The following is a 16538-nucleotide window of genomic DNA, read 5'->3' on the forward strand; positions in this document are numbered from 1 at the left end:
CCGTCCGCGCCGGGCTGGTCGGCGACGCTCGCGCCGTCGCTGGCGGCCGGCGCACCCGCGCCCGGCATGCCGCGCCCGCGCTGCGCCATTTCGAGGTTCGTGACCTGGCGCTCGAGAGACTGGATTTGTCTCTGCTGCTCGTCCACCACACGCATGAGCGTGTTGAGACGGTCTTCGACAGACTGGCTTTGCAGCGCCTGCGCATTGGCAGTTTGCGCGAGCGCGAAAAGCAGGACTGCTGCTGGAATGGCGGCCAGCGTCAAACGCGGCGCCGCCGTCTGGTACGTCGTATTCATTCTTTTCCCCCCGGATCGAAAGCCGATGCATGACAGAACGTTCTGGTTCTGCGCTCGCATCGTCGATACGCTTGCTCGATGTTGCTTCACGCGTTCTGGCGGTTCGCGTGCTGGCCTCCTGCCGGTGTCTCCTTATGGCGGCCGTCGATGGCGGTCGGCGGCATCTTGTTGCTGTAACCAGGCGGCGCTTTTCTTAACGGGTGTTGCGTAGAGCCTGTAATACGCCGGCCTGCCGGATCATTTGTGCGCTCAACTGCTGCGTCTGCAAGCTAAGCTGCAACTGGTTTGCGACTTGCTGGTTGTTGCCCGCGACCTGGAGCAGCTGGGCAATGGCGCCCGCCTGCTGGGCGCTGCCAGGCACGATGTTTTGTGTCGCCATGCCAGCGGGCGTCTGGAGCGTGACGTTGATGCCGTTGCCGCCGAATGCGATGCCGGCCTTGATGGTGCCGTTCGCGTTCGAAGCCGCTGCGCTCGTCTGGTTGGAGCCCGCCATGCCGGCGATCGGCAGGGTATTGCTGTAATCGATAGTCGCGGCGTTGGAGCCGACGTTGCTGTTGCCGGCCACCTGGGTGATCTGCGATACGCCGTTGACCGACACGTTCTGGCCGCCCGAGGCCGACGTGTTCGGCGTGGCGCCGCTATTGCCCGGGGTGGTGCCGCCCGGCATCGGGTCGGTGACGTTGGCGCGGGTTTGCACGCTCGCGCTCAGCTGGTTGGCTGTGTTCTGCGAGACGGTGAGCGCGCCTTGCGCGACGGCGCTGGCGCCGTTGGGCAGCTGCCATTGCGACAGCACGTTGAGTACGAACCCGGAAATCATGTCGCTGCCGGCGTACTTGCCGGTTTGATGTGCGAGCACGTCGTCGTCGACGAGCTCGCAGCGCACGGGCTGCGCGTCAGCGCCGCCCGCCGAGAGAAATGCAGGCACGGCCGCCTGGGTGGCGGCGAGGCTTTCTGCTGCGTACGCATTGCCCGTACAAGCGCAGGCGAGCGCGCAGACGCCTGCCGCGATGCCACACTGTGAGAGGTTGCGTTTCATGACTCTTCAGGACTTCAGAACATCAAGGCCTTGTCGAGGCCGTATTCGAAGAAGGGAGTCGCCGCCGTGCCATTGAGCAAGGCGTTCTCGCGCAGCTTCAGGGCGAGCGACTCGTTGTTCTGCAACAGCGGAGAATCCTCCCGAAACGGTTTGCCGAGCACGGCGAAGACGAGTCCGTTCCACGTCTTCGCAAAGTCGTCCTCGGCGACGATGCGGTTGCCGAGCGCGGGGTCCGCGATGAAGACGCGGCCGTTCTCGGCATGCTTGACGATCACGAAGTGCTCGTAGCCCTCGATGTTCATGAGAACGAGCACGGGAATCTGCAGGTGATAAAGCGCGTCGGTATTGACGCGAAAGCCCCGGCCGCGCAGGCCGATCGTTTCGACGAACTTCTTCATGTCGAGCATGGAAAAGCCGTTCTTCACGACCACCTCGGGGGTGGAGAACACCATCATGCGCCGGATCAGTTCCGGTTCTGGAATGTCGATGCCGTAGCCGTACTTGAGCAGCGTCGCGAGCGCGGCGGCACCACAGCTGTAGTCGTATTGCTGCGTGACGACGCTGTTGTAGCGAATCTCGCGCATCGAGTGGACCGGCAACTTGATCGGCACGCCGATCAAGTGGGTCCCGTCGATGGTCGACTGCGCATGACAAGGCATCCACGCCGCGGCGGCGGCGAGCGCCAACGCGACAGCACATGTTCTTGACGCCGGGGACGAAACGGACCCGGACATGGTGGTCTCCTGCATCGGGTTTGCGCGCCAGCCGCTATGTGACAGCAGCCGGCGCGCCGGGGTACAGCCTGGAATTACATCGACTACCGAATTGCTTAGTGATGCTTAGTGGCCGTTGCTCATAGCCGCGATGGCCATGCCGTTGTGCTGCAGGTTGCCGATGCCGCCGGCAATGTTCACGCCGATGTTGCCGCTCGCGCCGGTCAGCGTGTTAGCGCCGAGGCTAGCCGTGCCCTGGAACTGGCCAGTCGCCGTCATGCCCGCGTTCTGCACGTTGTTGTCGGTCGCGACCATCGCCGTGGTCTGGGCGGAGCCGGCGTTCGTGGCCGTCGTTACGGAGCCGGCGAGGCTGTTGTTCTGCGCGTTGCCGATACCCGAAGCGACGTTCACACCGACATTGCCCGAGACGCTGGCGAGCGAGCCGTCACCCACCGATGCGTTCAGATTGAAGTTTTTCACATTCGCTCTGCCCGCGGACGCCTGATTGTTGAAAATCTGAGCGTTACCGAACACATTGCCCACATCGACCGAAGCGAGCGCGACGTCGTTGCTTTGCGCGTTGTTGATGCCTTCGGCGATGTTCACGCCGAGGTTGCCCGTCACGCCGGTTGCTGCGTTGTTACCCGTGTTGGCGTCAAGCGTGCCGGCCTGCTGCGTGTTGATGTGATCCGTGATCGAGCCGGTCGTCGTTTCGTTGACCGTCGTCATCGTGTCGTTCACGCTGTAACCAGACGTATGGCTTTCAGCCGTCTCCCTTCCGTAGGACTGCGAGTGCGAGTGCGAGCTGCTGCTCGAGTCGCTGTACATATGGTTGTACGTCCTGCTCGAGTCGCTCGACTTGGAGCTGGTGCCGTTCGCATAGGCCGAGACCGCGGCGCTGCCCGAGCCGTCGGCATAGGCGGTGTTCGCGTTGGTCGAACTGTTGCTCGTGTTGCGGTCGTTGTTCTTGGACCACGTGCTAGCCGTTGCCGTCGCGTCGCTGTTGTTATGCGAGTTGGTCTTCGTGTGCGAGGAGCCTTCGGAGCCGCTCGCGGCGAAAGTGGCCGAACCGTTCAAGAAGTTGCCGGTGTGCGTCCACGAGGCGCCGACCTGAACCCCCGCGTTGCCGCTCTGCGAATGCGTTGAGGTGTTGTTGCCAACGCTCTGGTACGCATGGCCGTGCGAGGCGCTGCCCGTGTCGCTGTAGGTGCTTGCGGTCGTCGAATTGCTCGTGCTGCCGTTGTCAGTGGCGACGTGATAGTCGGCCGCGATGCCGGCGTTGAAGGTCTTGCCGAAGCTCGAGTTGCTCGACGAGGTCTTCGAGGTGGAGGCGCTCACGTTATTCGTGTGTGATGACGCGCTTGCCGACTGCGAAGCCGAGGCCTCGCCGTACGACGAGGTCCGGTAGCTCGAGTTCGTACCCGTGCCGACCTTGCTCCACGTCTTGTTGTCGTACGTGGTCGTGACGTTGCCGAACTGGTAGCTCTGCGCCTGCGGAAGCAGCGTGCCGCCGCTCGTATTCTGCGTGTTGTTGATGACCGCGCCTGCCGTGCTCGAGACGCTCACGCATCCGAACAGGCCGACAAAGCCTTCAATGCCCACAAACTCGGTGACTCCTGTGGCGTTGAAGAGGAAAGCCGTCTTGGGACCTGCGAAAGCGGAACTAGCCGCCGTCGCGAGGACTGCTGCTGCGATGAGGGTGCGCTTCATGTTTCGCTCCGATACTAGTGGTCAGTTAAAAAAGAGTGCCCGCCGGGGGACGGAGCACAAAACTGTTTGCCGTGACGTTACCGGCGCCGGCTGTCTGGTTCACCTGTACGAGGCCCGTTGCATTCCTGAAGGCCGCACCGTCGATGCGTACCTCACGAATGCCGCGTGTCTCGCCTGGCTGGTTGCCCATACCGCCGTTCGTCGCGCTGGCCGAGGACAACTCCCCGTCCGACACCAACGCGACTCCGAGCACACCAGTGCTGATCTGCGCACTGTTGCGCTGGATGTTGCCCACGCCCGCCGACTGATTCACCATCATGGCGCCGGACGTGTTTGCGAATGCGCCCGAGCCGATGAGCGCGGTGGCATTGCCGAGCCGCGCGCGCGTCGTGGCGCCTTGTTCGTCGAGATTCACATTGGCGACCGAGCCGCCGTTAGTGATGGTCAGCTGGTTAGCCTGGGCGTTGTCGAGCCCGGCCGTTTCGTTCACGGCGAGCGCGCCGGTGGTCGAGGTCGCGGCGTTCGGCGCGATCACGGCGGTCGCGCCTACCGTGACCTGGGCCTGCGCGGCAGTTGCGAGCGTGGCCAGTGAGGCGGCGAGCGCGATGGCTTCCAAAGCGCGCGAAACGTTCCGTGGGTGCGTGCGGCGGCTCATTTCATGCTCCCGATCGCGCCCAGCGCGTTCGTGACCGGCAAGATTGCGCTGGTGACCGTGGACGAGATCGTGCCGCCCAGGCCGCCCACGGCCTGGGCGCTGCCGCCCGCGCCGAGCGCCGAACTCGTACCCGCCGGATTGCCCACGAGAACGCGGGTGATGGCCTGCATGCCCGCGGCCTCGCCGGCGAGCGCGCCGCTGGTGTTCACGCCGGAATTGCCGTGCGCGTTGGTGAGATCCGTATCGTTGACGAGCGTCGCCATGGTCGGGTCGAACGTGTTCTTCGGGAACGTGGTGGCCCGCACGAGTACGGGGTCCTGGCTCTTCGGCACGGCGGCGAACGCGCTGCGCGGGGTGATGTCGCGCTCGACGATGATGTCGCCGGGATTGGTCACCTGCTGAGCGTTGACGCCTGCCGCCAGCGCCGCCGCGAATGCGGCGCTCAGCACGGCGGCGAGCCGGGCGGAGTGCCGGCGCGGCGTCTTCAAGCGAACGATCATGTCTGTCTCCGTCTCTGTTTGCGGTGCGGCGCGCATTGGGCGCCGCTTCCGAACCACGCTGTGCCCGGCACGGGGCCGGTTGGGCGATAACGGCGTTGTCTGCCGCGTTCTTGCCGTTACTTCCGGACGTAGCTGGCGATATTTCCCTGTGCCGCCTGGCCGGCGTCCACCGGGATCGGCAGCGGGGCGGGCGGGGCGATTTCGTCCCACAGCGTCACGCCGTTGCCGCGCATGAGCTGCGGCGTGGCGGCGACCATCACCATGCCCACGGCGCCGCCGCGCTGGCGCTCGAGCGTCTGGTCGTCGAGGGCGCCGATGCCCGCGAGCGCCGGATCGTCCCCAGCGGGGCCGGGATCGGCGGCGAGTGTGCGGGCGCTCATATCGGCGCTCAAGTTCTTGCTGCTGGTGCCGTAATAGGAGTCAGGGGCCATGCTCATATCGAGCGTTGCGCTCGTCATGGCCGCGTTTGTTGCAGGAACGACACTCGAGTTCGCCGCGACGACACTCGCACTCGCCACATCTGTCGTGGTTTGCGCGCGCACCGACGGTGCGAAGGCGAAGAGCACGGCGGGAATCAGCACGGCGGCAAGCATGCCGCACGGGCCGGTCACACTGCGCCTGACGTTCGAAGGAATGAGTCGCATGGCGTATCTCCTTGTGCGAGACATTTAGCGAAACGTGTGCCATGCCACGCAATCCATTGATACGTCGAGGGTTGGAATATTTTCTACGGATTTTGAATAGCGGATTTTCGAAAAAACGTTTCAGCGCTGAAACGTCGATCTGTTTTAAACGCGAGAAATTCGCCGGAAAGTTACAAGGAAAACGTTTGCGCGATTTTGTCCGACGTAATCTGATGCGTCTGGAAAACAGTGCGGGAGCAACAGAATGGAAACATCCGCAATTGATTTTCCTCTTACAATTCAGCGGTTGTGTAATGGAAACCTTTCCATCGCGCCCTTATCGATTCACGCCGCATATTTCCTATCCAACACCCCGGTGCATATAGTAAGCTTCAGAAAAACGAGTAATAGCCATAACAAAGGCCCTGAGAGGGCCGAGTTGACCACACGCCGCAGTTCGGGGATTCACTGTTCGCAAAAGCCCCTATGTTCGCCCGCGTTTAATTGCGCCCGGCGAATGGTTTCTTTTGCGGCGTGTCTGTACATCAGGTGCGTGCCGTCATTTCGCAACGATGTGTTGGCAAGAGGATCTGAATAATGGAATCCGCAATGCGGCAATTGGTTTACGTGACGCGCAATCCGAATGAAGCGCTGAACGAGCGGTTCCACGAGCGGGGCTGGCAGGTGGAGATCGTCGGCAACGCGCGGGACGCGCGGCGGGCGCTGCGCGCGGGTTTGCCCGCAGGTGGGCTGCTCGATTTGACCAGCGAATTCCACCTCCATGAGATCGGCGCCTTCGAGCCGTGCCTGACGTTGCCTAACGTGGGCTGGGTGGCTGCGACCACCACTGGCCAGTTGCAGGACGCCAATTTGCGCCGTCTCGTGCGCGATTACTGTTTCGATTACGTAACGGTGCCTTGGAGTGGCGAGCGCATCGTCGATTCCGTGGGCCACGCCTATGGCATGGTCGCGCTTTGCGAGCGTGCCTCGAACGACCATTCGGGCGGCGCCGAAGGCGAAATGGTGGGCTCGTGCGAGGCCATGCTGGCGCTGTTCCGCTCGATCCGCAAGGTCGCGATGACCGACGCGCCGGTGTTCATTTCGGGCGAGTCGGGCACCGGCAAGGAACTCACTGCGGTGGCGATTCACGAACGCTCGTCCCGGCGCAATGCGCCGTTTGTGCCCATCAACTGCGGGGCGATTCCGCCGCATCTGCTGCAGTCGGAGCTCTTCGGCTACGAGCGCGGCGCATTCACGGGTGCGAGCCAGCGCAAGACCGGGCGCGTGGAAGCGGCCAACGGCGGTACGCTTTTCCTCGATGAAATCGGCGATCTGCCGATGGAAAGCCAGGCGAGCCTGTTGCGCTTTCTCCAGGAAGGCAAGATCGAGCGCCTGGGCGGCCATCAGTCGATGCCGGTGGATGTGCGCATCATCTCCGCCACGCACGTGGACATGCGCGCGGCGATGGTCGAAGGGCGCTTCCGCCAGGATTTGTATCACCGCCTGTGCGTGCTGCAGATCGACGAGCCGCCGCTGCGCGCGCGCGGCAAGGACATCGAATTGCTCGCGCGGCACATGCTCGAGCGCTTCAAGAAAGACAGCACGCGCCGCCTGCGAGGCTTTTCGCCCGACGCCATCGCGGCGCTGCATAACTACAGCTGGCCGGGCAACGTGCGCGAGCTCATCAACCGCGTACGGCGTGCGATCGTCATGTCGGAAGGGCGGGCGATCACGGCGCGCGATCTGGAACTCGGCGATTACGTCGAGGTGGTGCCGGTCTCGCTTGCGCAGGCGCGCGAGGCCGCCGAGCGTCAGGCCATCGAACTTGCATTGCTGCGCCATCGCGGGCGCCTTGGCGACGCTGCGCAGGAACTGGGTATTTCGCGTGTGACGCTGTACCGGCTGTTGTGCGCGCACGGCATGCGGCATATGGAGAGCGACCCGCTCGCGCCGCATCCGGGCGGGCTGATTTCGGGGGGCGGGGCTTGAAGGTGACTTGAAGGTGACCTGAAAGCGGCCTCGCTGAGGGGACCATAAAGCGGCTGCGCAAAGCAGCCGGACAAGCGCCGAAGAAGCAGGCGACGAAGAGCCGGAAACGGCCATGAGGGTGCTGGACGGACTGTAGGGTGCAGGGGTGCCAGGCGGTCCCGCGCGGGGGCGCGGGTTCGTGCGGCGGGCGGCTCGCGTGTGTGGGCCGCCTTGTCCGCGTGGCTTGAGCCACGCTTGCGTTTGCTTGCGTTCGTGCGTGCGGCCCGGGTTTGCCGATGGCGATAGGGTGGATTATTCGCGCATCATTTGCTCACGAATTTGCCCCACGGCTGTCACGCTATTCTGCGTGTCGAATTTTTCTCCGTTTGCCTCCGTTTGCATTTGCCACATGACGTTTCCGCGAGGCCCATTAATTATTTTATTTTTCGCTTCGCCGAGATAATGCGTATTGCATAAGCATGTTATGCCAATACGTCGTCGTGTCGTTGCGCGTCTTCCTGCTTGTACCCCGCTTGTATCCCGCTTGTTCTGCGCTGCCTGACCCATTCGGCCGGATCTGCCGTTTGCCCGCTTGCTATAGAATCTCGCTTTTGAATCCGCATCGGGTGCGCTCGCGCGCCCGCTCAGGGAAGCGCGCATGAAACAGTACCTCGAGCTCGTCCGCTCGATTCTCGACACCGGCACCTGGCAGGAAAACCGTACCGGCATCCGCACGATCAGCATGCCGGGCGCGATGTTGCGCTTCGATCTGCAACAGGGCTTCCCCGCTGTCACGACGAAAAAGCTCGCGTTCAAGTCGGCGGTGGGCGAGCTGATCGGCTTCTTGCGCGCCTCGCGCAGCGCGGCGGATTTCCGCGCGCTCGGCTGCAAGGTCTGGGATGCCAATGCGAACGAGAACGCGCAGTGGTTGGCCAATCCGTACCGCCGCGGCACCGACGATCTGGGCGACGTCTACGGAGTTCAGTGGCGCCAGTGGCCCGCCTACAAGGTGCTCGACGCCGACGCGAGCGCGCAGCTTGCCGACGCGCAGTCGCGCGGCTACGCGCGCGTCAGTGAATTCAGCGAGAACGGCCGCCCGAAGGTGCTGCTCTACAAGGCGGTCGATCAGCTGCGCCAGTGTCTCGATACGATCATGAACAATCCCGCCGATCGCCGAATTCTGTTTCATGGCTGGAACCCAGCGGTGCTCGATGAAATCGCGCTGCCCGCGTGCCATCTGCTCTACCAATTCCTGCCGAACGTCGCGAAGCGCGAGATCTCGCTGTGCCTGTATATCCGCAGCAACGACGTCGGGCTCGGCACGCCGTTCAATCTGACCGAAGGCGCGGTGCTGCTGCATCTCGTCGGCCGCCTGACCGGCTATACGCCGCGATGGTTCACGTACTTTATCGGCGACGCGCATATCTACGAGAACCAGCTCGGCATGCTCAACGAGCAACTGCGCCGCGAGCCCTATGAGAGCCCGCGCCTCGAGATCGCTTCGCGCGTGCCCGAGTACGCGAAAACCGGTATCTACGAGCCGGAGTGGCTCGAGAAAGTCGAGCCGTCGGACTTCTCGCTGGCTGGCTACCGGCATCACGAACCGCTTACCGCGCCGATGGCGGTTTAGCGTGCTGAGGTAGTGCGGTGGCGCCTGGCTGGAGCCGCGCACGATAGATAAAGCCCGCGAACGGTGAATGAACTGCACCCCAAAGGTTGGATCGGTGTCCAACTTACGGGGTTCAGTTCAGAACGTTCGCGGGCTTTTGCGTTGATGGCGCGCGCTTTTTTTGCGCGCGCCGGGGCAGGTGGGCTTAGCCGCGATGGCGGTCGTCGTGGCCGCCACCACCCGCTTGCGGGTGCGGCTGGGGTTGAGGCTGCGGACGGGGCTCGGGGCGCGGCTGCGGCTGGGGCTGCGGCTGCGGGTGGAACTCGGCACGTGGTTGCGGCTGCGGTTGCGGGTGAAATTCCGCACGCGGTTGCGGCTGGGGCTGCGGATGGTATTCCGCACGCGGCTGAGGTTGCTGCTGCGGTTGCGGACGCGGTGTTTCACGCGGCTGCGGCTGGGGCTGCGGATGGAACTCGGCCTGCGGTTGAGGCTGCGGGCGCGGTTGCTCGCGCGGCTGCGGCTGCGGATGAAAGTCGGCGCGTTGCTCCGGCTGCGCCTGGGGCTGCGGGTGGGCTTGCGCGCCCGCTTGCGGTCCGTGCGACGCGTTGCCGGCGGAGGGTTGCAGTATGCGAGCCGGCGCGCCGTCATGCGGCTGCTGCATTGCCGCGAGGGCTTGCTGGCGGCTCTCCTGACCCGGCGCTGCGCCGCCGGGCTGCCCACGCTGGGCAATCGGCGAGTGCGGTTGCATCCACGACGGCTGATGCGCCTCGCCCGGCGCACTCGCCATCGCGCGGCCATTCATGTTGCCGGCGGCTCCCGGCGTGCCGGGTGCGTGCGGCTGGCCGCCGGGCAGGGAACCCTGCGGTTGCGCACCTTCCGGCCGGCCGGCGAACTGCGGCGGACGCGGCACGCCATGCGCTTCGTTCGGCTGCCCGGCGGACGGGCCGTGGCCGTTCGCCATTGCGGGCGGCATGCCGGGCTGGCCGGGTTGCTGTCCGCGCATGGGCATGGACTCGTTGGGGCCATGCGGGCCGCCCTGGGCGAAAGCGCCCGGACGCGGCGGTTGACCCGGCGTTTGGCCTGGCATTTGAGCCGGCATTTGACCGCGCATCTGATTGGACGCCTGGCCGGGCGCGCCGTTGGGCCGCCCCGGCTGGCCGATGGGTTGGCCACCCAGTTGGCCGTTAGGCCGGCCCGTAGCGCCAATCACAGGCGAGTGCGGCGGCACGACGCGCACGTTCTGCTGCGGCCATCCTCCGTGCGAGGCGGGCGAGAACGGGGCGTGCGCCGGCGCGGAGACGCGCACGACGGGCGCGCCCGCGCCCGGCACGGCGCCGCCGCCACGGGCGAAACGCTGCGCGAGGTTGTCATGGAAGGCGGGCGGCGCAACCGGTGCGCGCGTCGCTACCACTTGCCGCTGATTGAGCGACGCAGGCGGCCGGTAATCGGCGCGGCGCAGGTTCGGGCCGAAGCTGCCCTTGACCGGCGCGATGCCAGGCGTGCCCGACTGGATGCGCGCGTTCTGCCACTGGCGCGGGTCGACGTGCTGCGCGAAGCGCGAGGTCGGCTGGCCGTGGACGAAGGCCGTGGCGGGCACGGCAGTCACGGCGCCTGGTACGCGGTAGTTCACGAACGTGTTGTTGTGCACATTGACGTTCGTGATATTCGTGACGTTTACATCGTGGCGGTAGTTATTGACGATCACGGTCTGATTCACGCGATCGTAGTAGCGCGGGCTCCAGTCGCCCCCATGCGGATGCCACGGCTCGCCCGGCCCGAGCGCGAACCACGCGACGCCCGCCGCCGCCGCGCCGCCGATGGCGAGATTCACGCCCCAGTCGGGGCCGCCGCCGCCGCCGCCTACGAAGGCGACGAGCGCGGGCGCGTAGACCGGCGGCGCGGTCTCGACGATCGGGCCCGGCACCCACGCCCACGAATCGTCGACTTGGGCCCAGCGGCCATAGTGATAAGGCGCGAAGCCCCACGGTGCGTCGTCCACCCACGTCCAGCCCCAAGGCGCTTGCCACACCCAGTGACCGTCGTGATACGGCGCCCAGCCCGACGGCACGTCGTTGGGCGTCCAGACCTCGCCATACTGCGGGCTTTGACGCCACGTACCGTTGGCGTCCAGATCCTGATAGCCGGGAATGTCGCGCGAGACATAGCGCGCCGAGACCGAGCGGTCCTCGGCTGCGTCGCGCGCGAGCGCCCACTGGTCGAAGGCATCGGGCGGCGGCGCGGCCTCGTTCTCGACCTGCTGCAGGTCGGTGCCGGCAAAGCGGATCTGCTGGCCCGCCGACATCGGCGTCTGACCGTTCTCGCCATACACCGTCACATTGCCGCTGCGCACCGTGACTGTCGTGGCGCTGCCATCGGGTGCGACGTCCACGCGATAGTCGCCGGGGCTCGTCACGCCGAGCGCGAGATTGGGCGTGTCGATTTCATACGCGCCGCCGGGGGGGAGTTCGCGCACGCGCGTCGAGAGCGTGCCTTGGGCGACTTTGAGCTGGGCGCTCGAGTCGTCGAGGTTGAGCACGTCGACGCTCGTTTGCGGGCCCATGCGCACCGCCGTCGAGCCGATATGCATCTGCGAGCGCGCATTCGCGTCGTTCCAGATCTGGTCGCCGGTCGTAAGCGGGCGGTTCAGCTGCGCATAGGACCAGTCGGTGGCGCCGGCCGGCTCGGTGGTCACGTCACCCGCCATATAGTCGAGGCGCGCGACGCGTCCGGGCGGGTCGCCCGCGCCGGGCGCGGCTTGCGCCCAGGCGTTGGCGCCCGTGAGGCTGAACGCGAAAGCGGCGAGCACGGCGCCGGCGATCAGTGTGCGGCCATGCGGGCGGCGTGTCGCGACTTGCGAGTTCGGGTCTTCGTGCGTGGTGAGCGATGAGGTGCGCGTTGTCATATTGGTTCTCCTGTCGATGGCACTTGGCGCTTTAGCGCCTTAGTGCCATCCCATGCACAGCACAGCGCCCCGAACGAATTTCGGGGCGCCATGTGGGGAACTCTATCTGCCGCGCCTGTTTCAATGGGCGCTCAATTGTTAGGGCTTATGCACCAGATGTAACAGAACGTGTGCCTGTCCCTGGAAAGGCCGCTTTTCGATGCGCGTTAGCGGATTTTGTTGGGTATTTGTCAGCTTGTTGAGGTGCTTATGACGTCACGAAGGTGTCGAATTCGTGCTGGCCGAGCGGCGTGATGCGCAGCACTCGCGGGCGGCTCGCGCGCTCGACCCAGCCGTTCAAGGTAAAGCGTTCGAGCAGGGCCGCGCCGAGCGCGCCGCCCAGGTGCGGGCGCCGCTCGCTCCAGTCGAGGCAGGTGCAGGCGAAGCGCCGCCGGCGCGCGTGCAGCGCCTTCACGTCGACGCCCCAGTTCGAAAGCCGCGCGACGCCTTGCTCCGTCACTTCGAGATCGTCGTCATTGCGCACGAGCCATCCGCCTTCGACGAGCAGGTCGAACACGCGCACCGCGACTTCGCCCGCCATGTGGTCGTAGCAGGTGCGCGCGTGGCGCATCTCGACGGGCACGGTGCGCGCGGGGCGCGTCGCGGGCTGCGCGGGCGCGGCGGCGTGCGCGACGTTCATCAGCGCTTCGATGGCGGCGGCGACTTCGGCGGTGGCGATGCGGTAATAGCGGTGCCGCCCGCGTACTTCGGGCTTGAGCAGGCCGCCTTCGGCGAGCCGGGCGAGATGCGCGCTCGCGGCGGACGGCGAAAGGCCCGCGATCATAGTCAGTTCGCCGGCCGGCCGCGCGCTGCCGTCCATGAGCGCCCACAGCATGGCGGCGCGGCCGGGGTCGGCGAGCAGCGCCGCGACGCGCGCGAGGCCGGGGAAGTGGCTGGTTTCGTCGGTGGGGGGAAGAGGCATGATGGCTCCCGTGCGGAACTGGCGGCTAGAACGGCACGGCTTGCGCCGGCTGTTCGTCCATGTGCTTACTCTAGCGAAATCAGCGATTCGACGTTTCAGGCTGCGGTGAAATATGGCGTGCGAATCTGGCCTGCAAACAAGGCGCGCAGGTGGGCGAGTGAGGCGCGACGTTGCCGACTTGCCGTGGAGGCCCGGCTGTGGCGCGCTAGAATGAATTTCTTTCTGGAAGCAAACAGTCAGTCATGAAACGAATTCTGGCCCTTATGGCGATTGCGCTGCTGTGCACGGCCTGCGCTGGCGGCACCGCACCGTCGAACAGCACCGCGAGCGGCATCACGATGTACGGCACGATTGACGAGGGCATCACGATTCACAAATAACCGGCCAGGACAGACGATCCGGGCGCTGCCATACGTGGCAGAAATTGACGCAAGATAGGCGAGTCTGCCAACGGCGCGCGTGCGATGATGGCCGCTTCGAGTCTTCATCGCCGTTTGCACTCCTATGTCCGCGTCTCCTTGCGTGCGCCACGTGGTTTTCGCGGTTGCACCCGATCTCGTGCTGCTCGACGCCTGCGGGCCGGTCGAGGCTTTCTGGCGGGCCGAACTGGCGATGCGCGCAGGCCGCGCCACGGATTCCACCGATCCCTGCGTCTACCGCGTCACGCTCGCCTCGGTGGAGGGCGGTGTGCTGCCCACGTTCGCGGGCATGCCGGTCGTCACCGAGCGGCTCGACACGCTCGACGCCACCGCCATCGACACGCTGATCATCCCGGGCGTTCCCATCGACGATTCGACCGTGCTGCAGCCCGAACTCGTCGCCTGGATCGCCGCCGCCGCACCGCGCGCGCGGCGTGTCGCCTCGGTCTGCACCGGCGCGTTTTACCTTGCCGCAGCGAGTCTGCTCGATGGCCGGCGCGCCACTACACACTGGCTCAACGCGGCGCAGCTTGCGCGCCGTTTTCCGCGTGTGAATGTCGACCCCGAGCCGATCTTCGTGCGCGACGAGCGCGACGGCCGGGTGATCTGGACCTCGGCGGGCGTGACAGCCGGCATCGATCTCGCGCTCGCGCTGATCGAGGAAGACTGCGGCCACGCGGTCGCCATGCGTGCCGCGCGGCGACTCGTCGTGTTCATGAAACGTCCGGGCGGCCAGGCGCAGTTCAGCGAGGCGCTGGAGGCGCAAAGCGCGGCGGGCGGTGCATTCGACGCGCTGCATGGCTGGATGGCCGCGAACCTGCATAGGGAGTTGAGCGTCGAGCGTCTCGCCGAAGCGGCGCGCATGAGCCCGCGCACCTTCGCGCGGCGCTATGTCGAGTCGGTGGGGCGAACGCCTGCGCGCACCGTCTCGGCCATGCGCGTGGAAGCCGCTGCGCACGCGCTCGCGCAGTCGCGCCTTCCCCTCAAGCGCATTGCCGCGGACTGCGGTTTCGGCACCGAGCAGAACCTGCGGCGCGCGTTCGAGCGGCGCTATGGCGTGCTGCCGCTCGACTACCGGACGCGGTTTTCATCGGCCTGAGCGCGCGGAGCGTCGGCGGATGACTGGATGACATACGGCGCTCGTATAATCGACGCAACCCTATAACGACGCCTTGTCAGCAAGGCGCAACCCCCACGAGCGGAGCCACCATGAGTACGCCTTCCCAGCCGTTGGACCGTTCGGAAACGACGTTCCGTTTTCTTGCCGAGCCGACTTCCGTGAACTTCGGTGGCAAAGTCCACGGCGGCGCCCTGATGAAATGGATCGACGAAACCGCCTACGCGTGCGCTGCCGTCTGGTCGGGCCGCTATTGCGTGACGGTGAGCGTCGGCAACATCCGCTTTCGCCGGCCGATTCTGGTCGGCAACATGGTCGAGTTGCGCGCGCGCGTGGTGGCCACGGGCCGCACCTCGATGCACATCCACATCACCGTGCACGCGGGCGACCCGAAGAGTGGCCAGCTGCGCCTCACGACCGATTGCCTGATCGTGTTCGTCGCCGTCGACGAAAACGGCAACCCGATTCCCGTGCCGACCTTCGTGCCGGAAACGGACGAGCAAAAGCGTCTCGCGAAATATGCGCTCGACGTGAAGGAAGCGCTCGACGCGATCGTCGAACTGAAGCCCGACGAAGTGGCGAAAGGCCGGATCTGATCGGCTGGGCTTATTCCTTTAGCGTGCCCACCATATCGGCGGGCTTGACCCATTCGTCGAACTGCTCGCTGCTCACGTGGCCGAGCGCGAGCGCGGCAGCCTTGAGCGTCGTGCCTTCCTTGTGCGCCTTCTTGGCGATCTGCGCGGCTTTGTCGTAGCCGATGTGCGGGTTGAGCGCCGTCACCAGCATCAGCGACTCGTTGAGCAGCGTGTCGATGCGCGCGCGGTTGGGCTCGATGCCCACCGCGCAATGATCGTTGAAGGAGAGCGCGCCGTCAGCGAGCAGCCGGATCGACTGCAGCACGTTATGCGCGATCATCGGGCGAAACACGTTTAGCTCGAAGTTGCCGCTCGCGCCGCCCACGTTCACGGCCACGTCGTTGCCAAACACCTGGCAGCACAGCATCGTAACTGCTTCGGATTGCGTAGGATTCACCTTGCCCGGCATGATCGAGCTGCCCGGCTCGTTCTCGGGGATCGAAAGTTCGCCGAGTCCGCAGCGCGGGCCGCTCGCGAGCCAGCGGATGTCGTTGGCGATTTTCATGAGGCTCGCCGCCACCGTCTTGAGCGCGCCGTGCGCGAACACCAGCGCGTCGGCGGCGGCCATCACTTCGAACTTGTTGGGCGCGGTGACGAAGGGCACGCCCGTGAGCTTCGCGATGGTTTCGGCCACCTTCTGCGCGAACTGCGGATGCGCATTCAAACCCGTGCCCACGGCGGTGCCGCCCTGCGCGAGCTCGTACAGGTGGGGCAGCGTCGACTCCACGTGCCGGATGCCCTGGTCGAGCTGCGCGACGTAGCCCGAGAACTCCTGGCCGAGCGTGAGCGGCGTGGCGTCCTGCAGGTGCGTGCGCCCGATCTTCACGATGTCGGCGAACTGCTTCGACTTGGCTTGCAGCGTGTCGCGCAGCGTCTTCAGCGCGGGCAGCAGATGCTTGGCGATGCCGTACGCGGCGGCCACGTGCATCGCGGTGGGGAACACGTCGTTTGACGACTGGCCGCGATTGACGTCGTCGTTCGGATGCACCTTGCGTGCCTCGCCGCGCTCGCCGCCCAGAATCTCGCTTGCGCGGTTCGCGATCACCTCGTTGAGGTTCATGTTGGTTTGCGTGCCGGAGCCCGTTTGCCAGACCGCGAGCGGGAATTCGCCGGGGTGCTTGCCTTCGATGATCTCGTCGGCAGCGGCGATGATCGCGCGCGCTTTCGTTTCGTCGAGCATGCCGAGCGAGAGATTCACTTCGGCGGCGGCGCGCTTGATCGTGGCGAGCGCGGTGATGAGCTCGGGCGACTGCTTCTCGCTCGAGATGCGGAAATTCTGCAGGGAGCGCTGCGTTTGCGCGCCCCAGAGTTGCGCGGCGGGCACGGCGATCTCGCCGAACGTGTCGCGTTCCATTCTGACGTTCCCGGTCATGGTGACACTCCAAGGTGAATGT

At 65.6% G+C, this 16538-nt stretch carries 14 protein-coding genes and 1 pseudogene; 5 read left to right on the plus strand and 10 right to left on the minus strand.

The genetic code is table 11. The features are described from left to right. From HV773_RS19690 to HV773_RS36915, 7 genes and pseudogenes are all read right to left on the minus strand, one after another. A pseudogene (locus HV773_RS19690) lies at positions 1 to 296 on the minus strand (hypothetical protein); the annotation flags it as partial. Between the two features lie 193 nt (positions 297 to 489). Next, on the minus strand, positions 490 to 1332 hold the full coding sequence (locus HV773_RS19695; protein WP_129562491.1) for a peptidase C39: 843 nt from the start codon (positions 1330 to 1332) through the stop codon (positions 490 to 492). 14 nt (positions 1333 to 1346) lie between these two features. Continuing rightward, positions 1347 to 1991: a C39 family peptidase gene (locus HV773_RS19700; protein ID WP_227875412.1), complete on the minus strand. Its 645-nt coding sequence runs from the start codon at positions 1989 to 1991 to the stop codon at positions 1347 to 1349. A 180-nt stretch (positions 1992 to 2171) separates the two neighbouring features. Further along, a complete protein-coding gene (locus HV773_RS19705; protein WP_129562489.1) occupies positions 2172 to 3755 on the minus strand; it encodes a cell wall anchor protein in 1584 nt (527 codons plus the stop codon). A gap of 25 nt (positions 3756 to 3780) precedes the next feature. After that, positions 3781 to 4410: a hypothetical protein gene (locus HV773_RS19710; RefSeq protein WP_175196530.1), complete on the minus strand. Its 630-nt coding sequence runs from the start codon at positions 4408 to 4410 to the stop codon at positions 3781 to 3783. Beyond that, on the minus strand, positions 4407 to 4910 hold the full coding sequence (locus HV773_RS19715; protein ID WP_227875308.1) for a hypothetical protein: 504 nt from the start codon (positions 4908 to 4910) through the stop codon (positions 4407 to 4409). Before HV773_RS19715 ends, HV773_RS19710 begins: the two co-directional genes overlap by 4 nt. Positions 4911 to 5026: 116 nt before the next feature. Continuing rightward, positions 5027 to 5554, minus strand: a complete 528-nt coding sequence (locus tag HV773_RS36915; RefSeq protein WP_227875307.1) for a hypothetical protein — start codon at positions 5552 to 5554, stop codon at positions 5027 to 5029. Positions 5555 to 6130: 576 nt separating this feature from the next. Between HV773_RS36915 and HV773_RS19725 the strand changes: the two genes are divergently transcribed. Then, positions 6131 to 7522 (plus strand): sigma-54 dependent transcriptional regulator, encoded by a 1392-nt coding sequence (locus HV773_RS19725; protein ID WP_129562487.1) that lies wholly within the window; start codon positions 6131 to 6133, stop codon positions 7520 to 7522. A gap of 637 nt (positions 7523 to 8159) precedes the next feature. After that, the gene (locus tag HV773_RS19730; protein WP_129562486.1) at positions 8160 to 9131 is read left to right on the plus strand and encodes a thymidylate synthase; all 972 of its coding nucleotides are present in this window, start codon (positions 8160 to 8162) and stop codon (positions 9129 to 9131) included. A 184-nt stretch (positions 9132 to 9315) separates the two neighbouring features. Here HV773_RS19730 and HV773_RS19735 read toward each other — a convergent pair whose 3' ends face one another. Together HV773_RS19735 and HV773_RS19740 are read right to left on the minus strand one after the other, a co-directional pair. Continuing rightward, a complete protein-coding gene (locus HV773_RS19735) occupies positions 9316 to 12012 on the minus strand; it encodes a DUF6600 domain-containing protein (protein ID WP_129562485.1) in 2697 nt (898 codons plus the stop codon). A gap of 247 nt (positions 12013 to 12259) precedes the next feature. Further along, entirely contained in the window at positions 12260 to 12973 is a 714-nt protein-coding gene (locus HV773_RS19740; RefSeq protein ID WP_129562484.1) for an ArsR/SmtB family transcription factor, read from the minus strand. Positions 12974 to 13215: 242 nt separating this feature from the next. Here HV773_RS19740 and HV773_RS19745 point away from each other — a divergent pair, with 242 nt between their 5' ends. The 3 genes from HV773_RS19745 to HV773_RS19755 all read left to right on the plus strand — a co-directional run bounded on the left by HV773_RS19745 (position 13216) and on the right by HV773_RS19755 (position 15105). Continuing rightward, a complete protein-coding gene (locus HV773_RS19745) occupies positions 13216 to 13353 on the plus strand; it encodes a hypothetical protein (RefSeq protein ID WP_174220057.1) in 138 nt (45 codons plus the stop codon). Positions 13354 to 13477: 124 nt separating this feature from the next. Then, a complete protein-coding gene (locus HV773_RS19750) occupies positions 13478 to 14491 on the plus strand; it encodes a GlxA family transcriptional regulator (RefSeq protein ID WP_129562483.1) in 1014 nt (337 codons plus the stop codon). Between the two features lie 110 nt (positions 14492 to 14601). After that, positions 14602 to 15105: an acyl-CoA thioesterase gene (locus HV773_RS19755; RefSeq protein ID WP_129562482.1), complete on the plus strand. Its 504-nt coding sequence runs from the start codon at positions 14602 to 14604 to the stop codon at positions 15103 to 15105. 10 nt (positions 15106 to 15115) lie between these two features. Here the strand turns inward: HV773_RS19755 and fumC are convergent, their stop codons facing one another. After that, entirely contained in the window at positions 15116 to 16516 is a 1401-nt protein-coding gene (gene fumC, locus HV773_RS19760; protein ID WP_175196532.1) for a class II fumarate hydratase, read from the minus strand. Positions 16517 to 16538 lie beyond the last annotated feature (22 nt).

Origin of the sequence: Paraburkholderia caffeinitolerans, assembly GCF_902859945.1 — a bacterium.
Taxonomy (GTDB): domain Bacteria; phylum Pseudomonadota; class Gammaproteobacteria; order Burkholderiales; family Burkholderiaceae; genus Paraburkholderia; species Paraburkholderia caffeinitolerans.

Excerpts from the sequence above, each read along its gene's own strand:
- HV773_RS19695 (WP_129562491.1), bottom strand. The coding sequence starts at position 1,332 with ATGAAACGCAACCTCTCACAGTGTGGCATCGCGGCAGGCGTCTGCGCG.
- HV773_RS19700 (WP_227875412.1), bottom strand. The coding sequence starts at position 1,991 with ATGCCTTGTCATGCGCAGTCGACCATCGACGGGACCCACTTGATCGGC.
- HV773_RS19705 (WP_129562489.1), bottom strand. The coding sequence starts at position 3,755 with ATGAAGCGCACCCTCATCGCAGCAGCAGTCCTCGCGACGGCGGCTAGT.
- HV773_RS19710 (WP_175196530.1), bottom strand. The coding sequence starts at position 4,410 with ATGAGCCGCCGCACGCACCCACGGAACGTTTCGCGCGCTTTGGAAGCC.
- HV773_RS19715 (WP_227875308.1), bottom strand. The coding sequence starts at position 4,910 with ATGATCGTTCGCTTGAAGACGCCGCGCCGGCACTCCGCCCGGCTCGCC.
- HV773_RS36915 (WP_227875307.1), bottom strand. The coding sequence starts at position 5,554 with ATGCGACTCATTCCTTCGAACGTCAGGCGCAGTGTGACCGGCCCGTGC.
- HV773_RS19725 (WP_129562487.1), top strand. The coding sequence starts at position 6,131 with ATGGAATCCGCAATGCGGCAATTGGTTTACGTGACGCGCAATCCGAAT.
- HV773_RS19730 (WP_129562486.1), top strand. The coding sequence starts at position 8,160 with ATGAAACAGTACCTCGAGCTCGTCCGCTCGATTCTCGACACCGGCACC.
- HV773_RS19735 (WP_129562485.1), bottom strand. The coding sequence starts at position 12,012 with ATGACAACGCGCACCTCATCGCTCACCACGCACGAAGACCCGAACTCG.
- HV773_RS19740 (WP_129562484.1), bottom strand. The coding sequence starts at position 12,973 with ATGCCTCTTCCCCCCACCGACGAAACCAGCCACTTCCCCGGCCTCGCG.
- HV773_RS19745 (WP_174220057.1), top strand. The coding sequence starts at position 13,216 with ATGAAACGAATTCTGGCCCTTATGGCGATTGCGCTGCTGTGCACGGCC.
- HV773_RS19750 (WP_129562483.1), top strand. The coding sequence starts at position 13,478 with ATGTCCGCGTCTCCTTGCGTGCGCCACGTGGTTTTCGCGGTTGCACCC.
- HV773_RS19755 (WP_129562482.1), top strand. The coding sequence starts at position 14,602 with ATGAGTACGCCTTCCCAGCCGTTGGACCGTTCGGAAACGACGTTCCGT.
- fumC (WP_175196532.1), bottom strand. The coding sequence starts at position 16,516 with ATGACCGGGAACGTCAGAATGGAACGCGACACGTTCGGCGAGATCGCC.